Here is a 12,827-nt window from a genome sequence, read left to right on the forward strand (position 1 = left end):
ATCGTCCATCACGTAAGGGAGACGACCGTTCATGAGCAGATTCGTCGGAGAACGAGCCGTGGTGCTGGGTGGCAGCATCACGGCGCTGTTCGCCACCAGCGCGCTGTCCGAAAGCTACCGCGAGGTCGTCATCGTCGACCGCGACGAGCTCCTCGGGGTACGCGAGGCGCGCCGCGGCGCACCCCAGGCGCGTCACATCAACGGGCTGCTGGCCCGGGGCGCCCGCGCCATGGAGGAACTCTTCCCCGAGATCACCGCGCAGATGATCAGTGCCGGCTGCCCGCAGACCGACCTGTCCGGCACCGTGCGGTGGTACTTCAACGGCAAGCCGCTCAAGCAGATCCGGGCCGGGCTGACCAACGTGGGGGCCCGCCGCCCGATCATGGAGGCGCACGTACGGGAGCGGGTGCAGGCGCTCGGCAACGTCACGTTCATGGAGCGGTACGACATCACCGGCCTGGCCACCACACCGGACCGGTCCGTGGTGACCGGGGCGCGGGTGCAGCGGCGCGACGGCGGCGCGGAGGAGACGCTGGAGGCGGATCTGGTCGTCGACGCGACCGGCCGGGGCTCCCGTACCCCGTTGTGGTTGGAGTCCATGGGCTACCCGCGCGTCGAGGAGGAGGGCACGAAGATCGGGCTCGGCTACGTGACCCGGCACTACCGGCTGCGTACCGACCCGTTCGGCACCGACCACTCGATCATCGCGGTGGCGAACCCCGAGCTGCCCCGCGGGGCCATCTTCACCAAGACCGACAGCGGCCTGGTCGAGCTGACCGCGTACGGCCTGCTCGGTGACCACCCGCCCACCGACCCGGACGGCTTCACCGCCTTCGTCAAGACGCTGGCGGCCAAGGAGATCCACGAGGCGATCATCGAGGCCGAGGCGCTCGACGACCCGGTGCTGTTCCGGTTCCCGACCACGCTGCGGCGCCGCTACGACCGGATGTCCCGCTTCCCGGACCGGCTCGTCGTGCTCGGCGACGCCGTGTGCACCCCCAACCCGGTGTTCGCGCAGGCGCAGAGCCTCGCCGCGTTGCAGGCCCTGGCGCTGCGGGACAACCTGCGGCGCGGGGTCCCGCCGAACTCGCTGGAGTTCATGCGGCAGGTGGGTCGCATCATCGACCCGGCCTGGGACATGACCGAGGGGATCAACCTGAGCTTCCCCGGCGTCGAGGGCGAGCGGAGCCCGATGCTCAAGCTGGTGCAGGCCTACATGTACCGGGTCCAGGTCGCGGCCACCCGCGACGCCGCCGTCACCGAGCAGTTCATGCGCTCGGCCGGCCTGGTCGACCCGCTGGAGGCGCTGATGCGTCCCAGCATGGTGCTGCGCGTGCTGCGCAACTCACGGGCCGCCGCCTGAGCACCGTCCGCGTCGTCCCGCCGCCCACATCGCCGCCACCGGGATGACCCGCACGGCAGCGGGACGCCGGGGCCGACGGGTGGGCGCCGACCCAGGCCGGTCGGCGCCCACCCTCGCCTGTCCCATCGCACATCGCCCCAGTTCCCCGACCGTCGGTCGGACCGACGGACGTTGCCCACCCGGAGGTGCATCCACATGACGATCACACAACCCGGAGCGCGGCCGGAAAGCCCACCGGGCCTCGGCCAACGCTCCCGCCTGCCGTCGCTGACCGGGCTGCGGGCGCTCGCCGGCCTGTCGGTGTTCATCACGCACGGCATCGCGCTGGGTCTGTTCACCGACCCGGAGGTGATGCTCAACTACATCCACTACGGCGCCAACGCCGGCATGTTCGGGCTCGGCTTCTTCTTCGTGCTGACCGGATTCGTGGTGACCTGGACGGCGTCGTCGCAGGACAGCGCCGGGCAGTTCTGGCGTCGCCGCTTCTTCAAGCTGTTCCCGAACCACGTGGTGGTGTACGCCATCATCCTCGCCCTGTGGATCCCGACCGGCGTGCCGGTCAAGGCGCTGGAGGCGCTGGCCGGGCTGCTGCTGGTCAGCTCCTGGTTCCCGTCCGAGTCGTTCCTGTTCAACAACCTCAACGGTCCGATGTGGTCGGCCAACATCGATGTGCTCGCGTACGCGGCGTTCCCGCTGCTCTACTTCCTGGTCAAGAAGATCTCGCCGAGCCGGCTGTGGGCCTGGGCGATCGGGGTGACGGCGCTGTCGGCGCTCGTCCCGGTGATCGCCAACACGTTCCTGCCGGACAGCCCGCCGTCGGCGGTCGCCCCGGAGGTCTCCTGGCCCCAGCACTGGTTCGGCTTCTACTTCCCGCTGACCCGGGCGCTGGAGTTCGTGGTCGGAATTCTCATGGCGCGGATCGTCCTGACCGGTCGGTGGATCGGCCTGCGCGCCCTCCCGGCCGCCCTGCTGGCCGTCGGCACCTACCTGGTCACCCTCGACGTGCCGATCTTCTACGGGTACACGTTCGTCCCGCTCATCCCGATGGCGCTGCTCATCCCCGCCTTCGCCATGGCGGACGTCCGCGGCCAGCGGACGCTGGTCAACAGCAGGCTGATGGTGTGGCTGGGCGAACGGATGTACGCGTTCTTCGTCATCCACGTCACGGTGCTGTTCATGGTGCACGCGGCGTTCAACGGCCAGAACGGCGTGGTCGGCATGTACGACCGGGTGACGTTCGACCTGGGCACCGGCATCGTCGTGTTGATCGCGACGTACCTGCTCACCCTGGTCCTGGCGTCGATCCTCTACGCCGTGGTCGAGCAGCCGGTGATGCGCCGGTGGTCCCGCCCCCGACGGCGGGGCGAGCTGAACGGCGGCGTCATGGGTCCGCTGCCCGGCGCCGCCGGCGGCCGTACGACCTGAGGGGTGCCGGAACCACGGCGCCCCCGACCGCGGCGGCACCGCCAGGACAGGGGTCGGGCCCGGTGACGGGCACGGCCCCTGTCCTCGTGCCGGCACCGGTCCTCGGGCAGCCGACCGTCCTCGGGCCAGCTCCTGTTGGTCCGGCGGATCATGTGACGGCCTCGCGCGGCTCAGCCATCTCCCTGACTGGCTTCCGAGCGCACCGGGATGCGGTCGTAGGGTTCTCGCTGTGACAGTCCGCCGAATGCCCGCTGCGGAGTTTCCAGTCTCGGTCGAACTGGTGCGCCGTCTGCTCGATCAGCAGCACCCCGATCTGGCGGACCTGCCGGTCGAGGTCCTAGCCAACGGCTGGGACAACCTCGTGTGTCGGCTCGGTGAGGAGTTCCTGGTCCGGTTGCCACGGCGCGCCATGGCCGCCGAACTCGTCGCACACGAGCAGCGGTGGCTGCCGGAGTTGGCGGGCCGCCTGCCGTTGCCGGTGCCAGCGCCGGTGCGTGTCGGGCAGCCGACGGCTCAGTACCCGTGGTCATGGAGTGTCGTGCCGTTTCTCCCGGGCCGGATCGCGGCGCGGTCGGAGCCCGACGACCTCTGGTCGGCCGCGGCGACGCTCGGCGGTTTCTTGGCCGCGCTGCATGCTCCGGCTCCGTCGGAGGCGCCCGTCAACCCGTTTCGCGGGATTCCACTGGCCGGGCGCGCGGAGGGAGTCCTGACCGGGCTGGCGCACGTCGATCCGGCTGACCGTGCCGTCGCGCTGCGGATCTGGGCGGCGGCCGTCGCCGCACCTGCTTGGGATGGTCCGCCGCTGTGGCTGCACGGGGACCTGCACCCGGCCAACATCCTGGTCGACCGCGGCCGAATCAGCGCCGTGATCGACTTCGGTGACATCACCTCGGGCGATCCCGCCACCGACCTGTCCGTGGCCTGGATGCTGTTCACGGCGGAGCAGCGTGCTGCTCTTCGACAGGCGTATGGTCGCGCAGACGACGCGACCTGGGAGCGGTCGCGTGGGTGGGCGCTCGTCCTGTCCCTGGTCTTCCTGACGCACTCGGCAGACAACCCGCTGATGCGCGGCATCGGCGAGCGCGCCTTCCGTGCGGTGCTGGATTAGCAGCCGACCTCCAGGTACTACAGGCTGGACGGCGGGCTGATCAGGTCTTTCCTGAGACGGATCGAGGCCGCGGCAACGGTGACCGCCCGGGCGGGGGGCCGGGCGACCGGGCCGCGTGGACAGGAGGCGGGTCAGCCGTCGGTCAGGATCGCCAGGGTCACCGGCGGTAACGCCGGCCGCCGGCACGCGAGGGTGGCCACCCGCAGCGTTCCGGAGACGTACACCAACCAACCCGGCCGGCGCGGCGGCGCGATCACCAGCGGGACGCTCGCCGGCAGCCGCAGCGCCCGCAGACAGCGCAGCACACCAGCGGTACGACAGGCGGCGGTGTCATGCCGCTCCCCGGCGAGGCCCATCGCCTCCCGCGCCAGCGCGGCGTGCTCGGCCAGCGACCGTTCCCAGTCGGCGAGCGGACGCGGTCGCACCGCGGCGACGTCGCACGCCAGCCGGCCCGCGCCCGTCACCGCCAGCGTCATCCCGTCGCCCGCCGCCCGCACGGTGCTCGCCCCGCCGAGCTGCCGGCGCCGGCCGGCGTACCCGGCGGCCACCCGAGCGGCCGGCCGGTCCGGCGGGACGAGATCGCCGGCGGGGAGCACCGTGACGGTGAGGTCGACGCCGAGCAGCTCGTACAGCGCCGCCGCGAGCGCGGACGACACGGCGTTCGGCCCCGCCACCGTGGCCGGGTGTCCCGGGAACGGTTGCAGGGCCGGCCCGGTCGACGGCGCACTCACCTGGGCACCTGGATGCGGCTGTGGTCGCCGGAGACGATGCGGAAGCCGGCCTGGCGGTCACCGCGCCCGACCTCGGCCGCGCGGCCGATGATGGAGTCGGTCAGCCGCATCACGCCCGAGACCCGCGCCCCGTCCATGACCACCGACCCGGACAGTTCGCTGCCCCGGATCACGCAGTCACGGCCGATGGAGGTGTAGGCCCCCAGGTGGCTGTCCTCGATCACCGAGCCGGCGCCGACGATCGCCGGCCCTTCGAGGTGACTGCGGACGATGCGCGCGCCGGGCTCGACGCGCACCCGGGGGCCGACGACACTGAACGGGTCCACGTCGCCGCCGCGTCCCGCCTCGACCGCCGCCAGCAGGCGTCGGTTGCCGGCCAGGACGTCCTCGCTGTCGGCGATGTCCCGCCAGTAGCCGGCGTATTCGCTGGCCCGGACGATCACCCCCTGGTCGACGAGCCACTGGACCGCGTCGGTCAGTTCCAGCTCGCCGCGAGGGCTGGGCCGGATGGCGTCGACAGCGCGGTGGATTGCCGGGGTGAGGAAGCACGCCCCGATGAGGGCGAGGTCACTGCGCGGCTGCCGGGGCTTCTCCACCAGGCGGACGACCCGGCCGTCCCGGTCGAGCTCGACCACGCCGTACGGGCGCGGGTCGGCGACCTTCTGGACGAGCAGGTGGGCGCCGGCTCCCCGGCGGCGGAACTCCGCGGCCCCGTCGCCGAGCCCGTCCGGCAACAGGTTGTCGCCGAGGTGGAGCAGGAAGTCGTCGTCGCCGAGGTACGGCCGGGCGACCTGCACGGCGTGGGCGAGCCCGCGCGGCGCGTCCTGCGGCAGGTAGGTGATGGCGACGCCGTGCTCGGAGCCGTCCCCGAGCGCCTGCCTGATCTGCGCCGCGTGGTCGCCGACCACCATGCCCACCTCGGTGATGCCCAGGTCGCGGACACCACGCAGAACGTGGGCGAGCAACGGCCGGTTGGCCAGCGGAACCAGTTGTTTGGGCAGCGAGTGGCTGACCGGCCGCAGGCGGGTGCCTGATCCTCCGGACAACACCAGGGCCTTCACGGGTTTCTCCCCTCGGTTCGCCGCGCCGGATCACCGCCGGGCCGGCCACGTCTGCCGGCCCGGCGGTGGGTCAGGGCACGAGCAGGATCTTGCCGAGCGTGCGGCGGGACGCCAGCTCCTCGTGGGCCGCCGCGGCGGCCGTGAGCGGGAGGACGGCATGGACGCGGACCCGCAGCCGACCGGCGAGCACGTCGTCGAAGACAGCCGCGGCCCGCCGGCGCGTAAGCTCCGGGGTGCGGTCGTAGTGGCTCAGCGACGCCTTGGTCAGGAACAGGGACCCGTACGAGTTCAGCAACTGCGGGTCGACCGGCTCGACCGCCCCGCTGGCCTGGCCGTAGAGCACCATCGTGCCGCCCGGTCGCAGGCAGGTGAGACCGTCGGCGAAGGTGTCCCGGCCGACCGCGTCGTACACCACGTCCGCGCCCCGGCCGCCGGTGAGTTCCCGTACCCGGCCGGGGAAGGACGTGGTGCGGTAGTTGACGACGTGGTGCGCCCCGGCGGCCAGCGCCGCCGGGATCTTGTCGTCCTGGGACACCGTGCCGATGACGGTCGCGCCACGTCGGGCGGCGAGCTGGCAGAGCAGTCCGCCGACGCCACCGGCGGCCGAGTGCACCACGCAGACGGCGCCGTCGGCCAGCGGGTACACGTCCGTGGTGAGCAGGTGGGCGGTCATGCCGTGGATGAGGACCGCCGCCGCGTCGGTCAGGCTCATGCCGTCGGGCACCGGCACCAGTCGCGTCGCCGGCACCAGGCAGTGCGTGGCGTACGCCCCGGGCTGGCCCATCCAGGCGACCCGGTCCCCGACGGCCACCCCGTCGACGTCGGCGCCGACCCGGAGCACCGTGCCGCTGCCCTCGATGCCGGGCGTGAAGGGCAGGGACACCGGATAGACGCCGCTCCGCTGGTACAGGTCGACGACGTTGACGCCGGCGGCGGCGACGCGGACGAGGACCTCGCCGGCCGACACCTGTGGCACGTCGGTGTCACGCGGCGCCAGGACCTCGGGCGGCCCGTACGCGTCCAGGACCACCCGCCGCGCCCCGGCGGCCGGGTCCCCCGTCGCCATCAGCCGCCCGCCATCGGGGCGATGATGGTCACGACGGTGTCGGGACCGACCGTCGCGCCGGTGCGCTGGTGGCGGGGGATCATGTCGTCGTCGAGGCAGATGTTGAGGTAACGCAACGGGTTGCCGTCGGCGTCGAGCAGCCGTCGGGCGAACTGCGGATGACGCGCGGCGAAGTCGCGAACGACGTCGTCCAGCGGGCCGGGCGTGCCCTCGTAGTCGGTCCGGCCCTGAGGGGTCCAGACGGCGGGCACCACGATTCTGACCATGTCTCTCCTCGGTGCTAGACGTCCGCCGCGCAGCGGAATCCGTGGGCGAAGCTGGACCATCCCTGGGGATCGCCGTGCATTCGCTCGCTACAGCGGACCTGGTAGCGGAAGTTCATCCACGAGCCGCCCCGGATGACGCGGTAGCGACCCATCGCCATCCGCACGGTCGGGTCACATCGGACGGCGTCGTCGTAGAGGCGGGACAGGGTGGCGGTCCACTCGTAGACGTTGCCGGCCATGTCGGCGCAGCCGAAGGGGCTGTCCCCCCGCCCCGAGAAAGAGCCGACCGGCGACGTACGGGGCACCGGGCCGTGCCGTGCGCACTCCTCCCGCCACCACTGCTGCCAGGCCGGCAGCGAGGTCAGCGGGCCGGCGTGCAGCTCCGCGGTGTTGGCCGCCCCGGCGTCCCACTCGTCGCCCCACGGCCAGATGCGGAAGTCGGGGCCCCGGGCGGCGAACTCCCACTCCGCCTCGGTGGGCAGCCGCTTGCCGCACCACGCGGCGAACTCGTTGGCGTCGTGCCACGAGACGTGCACGACGGGATGGTCGTCGAGGTCCCGGCTCTCGGTTCCCGGGCCGCCGGGCGCGCGCCAGGTGACGCCAGCCCGCTCCTCCCAGCCCTGTTCGGTGTAGACGAGGCCGAAGCCGCGCCGCTCCGCGTCGGTGCGGTAGCCGGTGTCCCGCACGAACCGGGCGTACTCGCCGACGGTGACCGGGAACCGGTCGATCCGGAACGGTGCCACGACGGTGGTCACCTGGGGTGTCTCGTCGGCGAACCACAGGCGGGGCAGCGGTTGGTCGGCGGCATCGAGCCAGTCGAGCACCCAGGGCGCGGTGCCCTGTCGGAACACTCCACCCGGTATCCGGCGCATCTCGTCCATCGCATCCAGCCTTCTGCCGCCGGGTGCCGTGGCCCCGGTCCGCGTCGTGATCAATCATTCAGTCGGGCCCCCGGCCGGTGCACCTCTCGCTGTGCCCGGCGGGGTGGTGGCGACGGCCGTCAGCGTGCCCGCCGGCCGAGGCTCCGCACGGCGTCGGCCAGCGCGTCGATGTCGTCACGGTCGGTGTAGAGATGCAGGGATGCCCGGACGGTGCCGGGTATCCCGTACCGACGGCAGACGAGCGCGGCGCAGTGGCGGCCGACCCGGACCTGGACGCCGTGGGCGTCGAGATGCCGACCCACCTCGTCGGGCGAGAAGCCGTCGAGCACGAAGGAGATGACGCCACCACGGTCGGCCGTACCGGTCGGGCCGAGAATCCGTACCCCCGGCACGTCGTCGAGGACGTCCAGCGCGTACGCGGTCAGCTCCGCCTCGTGGCGTCGTACCTCGGCCATGCCGACGGCGCCGAGGTAGTCGACCGCCGCGCCGAGGCCCACCGCCTGCACGATCGGCGGCGTGCCGGCCTCGAACCTGGCCGGCGGTGGCAGGAAGGTCGCCTCCGTCAGCTCCACGGCCGCCACCATGCCGCCGCCGGCGAGCATCGGCGGCAGGGCGTCGAGGAGTTCCGCACGGCCCCACAGCGCCCCGATCCCCGTCGGCCCGCACATCTTGTGGCCGGTGAAGGCGAGGAAGTCCACGCCGAGCGCCCGTACGTCGACGGGCCGGTGCGGAACGGACTGGGAGCCGTCGAGCAGCGTCAACGCGCCCACCTCGCGAGCCCGGTCGACGATCACCTCGACCGGGTTGGCGGTGCCGAGGATGTTCGACACGTGCACCCAGGCGACCAGCCTCGTCCGCTCGTTGATGACGGCGTCGAGGCCGGTCAGGTCCAGTTGCCCGTCCTCGGTCAACGGGACGGACCGCAGCGTGGCCCCGGTACGCCGGCACAGCAACTGCCAGGGCACGAGGTTCGAGTGGTGCTCCATCTCGGTGACGACGATCTCGTCCCCCGGGCCCAGCCGCAGCCGGGGATCGACGTGGCGGGAGTCGCGCCCGCCGAACGCGTGCGCCACGAGGTTGACGGCCTCGGTGGCGTTCCCGGTGAAGACGATCTCCCTGGGCTGGGCGCCGACGAACGCGGCCACCGCCGCCCGGGCGGCCTCGTAGGCGACGCCGGCCTCGACGGCGAGGGTGTGCGAGCCACGCCCGACGTTGGCGTGGTGTTCGCCGTGGTAGCGCCGCATCGCGTCGAGGACCTGTTCGGGGACCTGGGAGCTGCTGGCCGAGTCGAGGTAGGCGAGGCGGCGTCCGGCGAGGCGGCGGCGCAGCATGGGGAAGTCCGCCCGGACGCGCTCGACGTCGTACCGCCGCCCGGTCACCGTCGGGGCTTCCCGGCCTCCGCCGCCGCGGGACGTGGTGGGCATCGCTTCCTCCGAGGTTCCGCAGGGCACGGGCGGGGCAGGGGCGCGCCGGTCGGCGCTGCGCCGGTGCCCCCAGGGGCGGGTCCCAGACCGGCGAAGATCCGGCGGACACGCCCTGAGGCGACCCTGCCACCGCGTGGCGGCGTGGGCACCTCTCCGCGTGCGCGGCCTGGGCGGGGCCGCGCGCGATCCCCGGCCGGCCGTGGAGAGCATCGCGGAAGATGAGCCGACGGGATCGATCGGCTGCAATGGGATCACGCCCTGTCGGCAGTAGATGACTGGTGTCGGCAGGTGCACGAGGGGGCGGGCGGCAGCCGCCCCCTTTTTCTTGGTGGGCAGGCGGTCGCGGCGGCGGCCCGCTGGACAGCCGAAGGCCACCGCGTACCTCCGGACTGGCCGGACGGCGCGCGGTGGCCGTGGTGGGACGACGGTCAGGCGTTCTCGGCGGGGCTGTTCTGGTACGCGGCGAGGTGCCAGGCGCCGTCGCGCTTGACCATCAGCCAGGAGGCGCGGATCGCCCGCTCCGGTGCGACGGCGGTCTCGCCGGGCAGGAGTACGCCGCCCACGGTGAGCACGAGGGCGACCTCAGCGCTCAGGAAGCGGACGTCGATGGGCTGCCCGGTGACGGTGGTGCCCTGGTAGGGGCCGGCGAAGGCGTCCCGCATGAAGGCCGCGATGGCGTCACGGCCCTTGAGGTACAGGTCCGGCAGGATCATGGTGCCGTCGTCAACGAAGACCGCACCGAAGGCGTCGGCGTCGTGCTGGGCCCAGGCCGCCACGATCCGGCCGGGAAGGGCGGCGACGCCGGCCTGGTCGACCGGGCTGGGACGGAAACTCGCGCTGGTTGCGGACATGGTGGTGCTCCTCCTGGGATCGGGGCCGGGAACGGTCAGACGTACAGGGTGTTCGGCTCGAGTCCGCTGAGCAGACGGCCGTACAGCTCGGTGTTCGTGTTCGGGTGCATGAGGGCGTGCAGGCTCAGCGCCTGGATGTCCCGCTGGATGCGCTGGATGGGGACGTCGAGGTAGATGGACGACCCGCCGCTGGCGTTGGCCAGGGTCTCGACGGCCTCCCGGGACCGCTGGACCGCCGCGCCCATGTCGGCGCGGGCGAGCACCCGCTCGTGGATCGTCCACGGGGCCTGCTCGGCCGCCTTACGGTCGACGAGCGCGGCCAGCCGGTGGGCGTGGAACTGTGCCTCGTCGATCCGCATGGCCGCGTCGGCCAGCTGGAGGTGCGTGATCGGCGCCTCGCGCTGGCTGGTGTAGTTCGTGTACGTGATCTTGCGGTCGCCGAGCCGCCGGGTGAACGCGTCCAGGGCCGCCCTCGCGAGACCGAGCGCGACACCGACGGACGAGGCGGAGGCCACCGGAAGCAGCGGCGCCTGGTAGATCCCGCTGGACCGGTTGGCGTGCGAGGCACCCTGCCCCTGAAGGATCGCGCCCAACGGCAGGAACCGGTCCTGGGGCACGAAGAGGTCCTGGGCGACGGTGCTGACGCTGCCGGTGCCCTTCAGCCCGGCGGTGTGCCAGTCGTCGACGATCTGCAGGTCGCCGGTGGGCACCAGCGCCAGGACCGGCATCGGCTCGGCCTCCGGCGCGACCAGGACGGCGATGATGGCCTGCCACCGGCTGTGCAGCGCGCCGGTGATGAAACCCCACTTGCCGTTCACCACGATGCCGCCCTCGGCGGGCGCGGCCATGGCGCTGGGGCTCAGCGTCCCGCAGATGAGCGAGTCGGGGCCGGCGAACACCGTGTCCTGGACGTGGTCCGGGAAGTGGGACGCCATCCAGGTGGGGATCCAGTAGACCGAGGCCGTCCACGCGGTCGACCCGTCACCACGGGCCAGTTCGGCGGCGACGTCGACGAGGGTGCGGGTGTCGCACTCGTAACCGCCGTACCGCTGCGGCGTCCGCAGCCGGAAGATGCCCGCCCCGGCCAGCGCGGCGACGGCGTCGTCGTGGACCCGCCGGTTCTCCTCGTTCCACGTCGAGAACTTCTGCAACGTCGGGACGAGTTCGGACGCTCGGCGCACCAGTTCGGCGCGTCCGGGTAGGTCGTTGCTCAACACATGCCTCCTTGGGGGATCCGGCTCGGATGAGCCGTGACAGCGACGCCCTCCGCCGCGGTGTCGTCGACGGTGAGCCACATTCGTGATCGCGGTTCTCGGGGCGCCCCTGGGGGGTTCACGCCGCGCGGCCGACCCCGGCACCACCCCAGCGGGACCGGCGCACGGGGGCGACGGTGCGTACGTCCGGCAGCGCCAGGAGCATCGGCGGGTCGCAGAGCCGGGCCGGCCCGAGCCGCACGACGACGTCCAGGGTCTGTTCGGCACCGATCCGGAACGGGCCGTGGCAGCCGAACAGCGCGGTCGCCTCCCGCCTCGTCCCGCCGTCGGCGCCGAAGCCGGGGCCGAGGCCGTGGCAGAGCAGGTACCAGGTGCCCTCCGGCACCTTGTCGAGTGTGAAGCGGCCAGGGCCCGCGAGGGTGGTGCAGCTGACCGGACGTCCCTCGGGTATCCGGCTCTTGAACAGGCCCAGGAAGACCACCTCGAGCGCCGCCGACGAGCAGGCGGAGACGACACCCGAGACGACCCCGCCGGCGCCGGCGGTGACGTCGTCCGGCTCCGCCGCGGTGATGGACCGCAGGACACCACCGCGGCGGCGGTACTCGGTGGGCGGCAGGCCCACACTGCGGGTGAAGCGGGAACTGAATGTGCCGACGCTGTTGTACCCGACGTGCACGCTGATGTCGGCGACGTTCATCGACGTCGACAACAGGAGCGACTTCGCGCGTTGCAGGCGCAGGGCCGACAGGAATCGACCCGGCGAAACACCGGTGACCCGTTGGAAGACCCGGGTGTAGTGAAACTTGCTGAACATGGCGGCACGCGCCATGTCGTCCACGGTCAACTGCTCACCGAGGTTGTCCCGCATCAGCATTATGGATCGTTCGACAGCATCAACGAAATGGCTGCTCATTATGCCCTCCCCAGCCGACGACGCGCCGCATTACCGACATCTGCCACGGCCAGGAATGCACCGGATCCCAGCACATGGAATTGTCGGGAACTCACCGGCCACGCACTCGAACAGACTCCACGCCGGTAACAATTCCTGAATGGTCCGCGGTGAACGCGGGACCTGGACCGGTTCGGTCCGGGTCGCCATCTACCACGTACGAAGCCAGCTCAGGAGCTGCCGCCGCCGTACCAGCCGCCGACCCCCGAGCGGCGGTTCGGCACCGGCTGACTAACGTCAGACGACGGACACGAGTACTGGCGGCCCATCTTCCGCTCCCCCTTGGACTCCGCATGTCTTCGCAGTTGCGAGTGCGGTAATCCTCGCGTTACGGAGAAGAGTGGAGCATCTTGAAAAGTGCGGTCAATCCCGCACGCTCGAAGAAGCGCGCGGTGTTGCAAATCACGCCCGCCGGGCCACGGTGTGAGGAAAGGCACGTCCATCGCCGTGACAAGGAGTCATGCACGCGAGCGGGAACCCCGAAT

Annotated in this window: 12 protein-coding genes; 3 read left to right on the forward strand and 9 right to left on the reverse strand. The window is 72.1% G+C overall.

The features are described from left to right. The first annotated feature begins 31 nt into the window (after nt 1–31). From GA0070604_RS17890 to GA0070604_RS17900, 3 genes are all read left to right on the forward strand, one after another. Entirely contained in the window at nt 32–1,363 is a 1,332-nt protein-coding gene (locus GA0070604_RS17890; RefSeq protein WP_091119304.1) for an FAD-dependent oxidoreductase, read from the forward strand. Between the two features lie 195 nt (nt 1,364–1,558). Further along, entirely contained in the window at nt 1,559–2,788 is a 1,230-nt protein-coding gene (locus GA0070604_RS17895; protein ID WP_091119307.1) for an acyltransferase family protein, read from the forward strand. Nucleotides 2,789–3,032: 244 nt separating this feature from the next. Further along, complete coding sequence (locus GA0070604_RS17900) at nt 3,033–3,896, forward strand: aminoglycoside phosphotransferase family protein (RefSeq protein ID WP_208602101.1); 864 nt, start codon at nt 3,033–3,035, stop codon at nt 3,894–3,896. A 131-nt stretch (nt 3,897–4,027) separates the two neighbouring features. Here GA0070604_RS17900 and GA0070604_RS17905 read toward each other — a convergent pair whose 3' ends face one another. From GA0070604_RS17905 to GA0070604_RS17945, 9 genes are all read right to left on the reverse strand, one after another. Beyond that, nucleotides 4,028–4,627: a hypothetical protein gene (locus tag GA0070604_RS17905; protein ID WP_091119310.1), complete on the reverse strand. Its 600-nt coding sequence runs from the start codon at nt 4,625–4,627 to the stop codon at nt 4,028–4,030. After that, complete coding sequence (locus GA0070604_RS17910; protein WP_091119314.1) at nt 4,624–5,688, reverse strand: glucose-1-phosphate thymidylyltransferase; 1,065 nt, start codon at nt 5,686–5,688, stop codon at nt 4,624–4,626. The genes GA0070604_RS17905 and GA0070604_RS17910 overlap by 4 nt, the downstream gene beginning before the upstream one ends. Nucleotides 5,689–5,758: 70 nt before the next feature. Beyond that, complete coding sequence (locus tag GA0070604_RS17915) at nt 5,759–6,754, reverse strand: quinone oxidoreductase family protein (protein ID WP_091119318.1); 996 nt, start codon at nt 6,752–6,754, stop codon at nt 5,759–5,761. Continuing rightward, the gene (locus tag GA0070604_RS17920) at nt 6,754–7,020 is read right to left on the reverse strand and encodes a MoaD/ThiS family protein (protein WP_091119322.1); all 267 of its coding nucleotides are present in this window, start codon (nt 7,018–7,020) and stop codon (nt 6,754–6,756) included. The genes GA0070604_RS17915 and GA0070604_RS17920 overlap by 1 nt, the downstream gene beginning before the upstream one ends. A gap of 14 nt (nt 7,021–7,034) precedes the next feature. Then, nucleotides 7,035–7,901 carry a formylglycine-generating enzyme family protein gene (locus tag GA0070604_RS17925; RefSeq protein WP_091119325.1) on the reverse strand — a complete coding sequence of 289 codons (867 nt, stop codon included), beginning with the start codon at nt 7,899–7,901 and terminating at the stop codon, nt 7,035–7,037. A gap of 119 nt (nt 7,902–8,020) precedes the next feature. Continuing rightward, entirely contained in the window at nt 8,021–9,325 is a 1,305-nt protein-coding gene (locus tag GA0070604_RS17930) for an aminotransferase class V-fold PLP-dependent enzyme (protein ID WP_091119329.1), read from the reverse strand. A 428-nt stretch (nt 9,326–9,753) separates the two neighbouring features. Further along, nucleotides 9,754–10,176, reverse strand: a complete 423-nt coding sequence (locus GA0070604_RS17935) for an SgcJ/EcaC family oxidoreductase (RefSeq protein ID WP_091119334.1) — start codon at nt 10,174–10,176, stop codon at nt 9,754–9,756. Between the two features lie 35 nt (nt 10,177–10,211). Continuing rightward, nucleotides 10,212–11,393: an acyl-CoA dehydrogenase family protein gene (locus GA0070604_RS17940; RefSeq protein WP_377592011.1), complete on the reverse strand. Its 1,182-nt coding sequence runs from the start codon at nt 11,391–11,393 to the stop codon at nt 10,212–10,214. A gap of 115 nt (nt 11,394–11,508) precedes the next feature. Next, nucleotides 11,509–12,303, reverse strand: a complete 795-nt coding sequence (locus tag GA0070604_RS17945; RefSeq protein WP_091119338.1) for a helix-turn-helix domain-containing protein — start codon at nt 12,301–12,303, stop codon at nt 11,509–11,511. Nucleotides 12,304–12,827: the final 524 nt, after the last annotated feature.

Source organism: Micromonospora eburnea (assembly GCF_900090225.1).
Classification (GTDB): domain Bacteria; phylum Actinomycetota; class Actinomycetes; order Mycobacteriales; family Micromonosporaceae; genus Micromonospora; species Micromonospora eburnea.

Excerpts from the sequence above, each read along its gene's own strand:
- GA0070604_RS17890 (WP_091119304.1), top strand. The coding sequence starts at position 32 with ATGAGCAGATTCGTCGGAGAACGAGCCGTGGTGCTGGGTGGCAGCATC.
- GA0070604_RS17895 (WP_091119307.1), top strand. The coding sequence starts at position 1,559 with ATGACGATCACACAACCCGGAGCGCGGCCGGAAAGCCCACCGGGCCTC.
- GA0070604_RS17900 (WP_208602101.1), top strand. The coding sequence starts at position 3,033 with ATGCCCGCTGCGGAGTTTCCAGTCTCGGTCGAACTGGTGCGCCGTCTG.
- GA0070604_RS17915 (WP_091119318.1), bottom strand. The coding sequence starts at position 6,754 with ATGGCGACGGGGGACCCGGCCGCCGGGGCGCGGCGGGTGGTCCTGGAC.
- GA0070604_RS17920 (WP_091119322.1), bottom strand. The coding sequence starts at position 7,020 with ATGGTCAGAATCGTGGTGCCCGCCGTCTGGACCCCTCAGGGCCGGACC.
- GA0070604_RS17925 (WP_091119325.1), bottom strand. The coding sequence starts at position 7,901 with ATGGACGAGATGCGCCGGATACCGGGTGGAGTGTTCCGACAGGGCACC.
- GA0070604_RS17930 (WP_091119329.1), bottom strand. The coding sequence starts at position 9,325 with ATGCCCACCACGTCCCGCGGCGGCGGAGGCCGGGAAGCCCCGACGGTG.
- GA0070604_RS17935 (WP_091119334.1), bottom strand. The coding sequence starts at position 10,176 with ATGTCCGCAACCAGCGCGAGTTTCCGTCCCAGCCCGGTCGACCAGGCC.
- GA0070604_RS17945 (WP_091119338.1), bottom strand. The coding sequence starts at position 12,303 with ATGAGCAGCCATTTCGTTGATGCTGTCGAACGATCCATAATGCTGATG.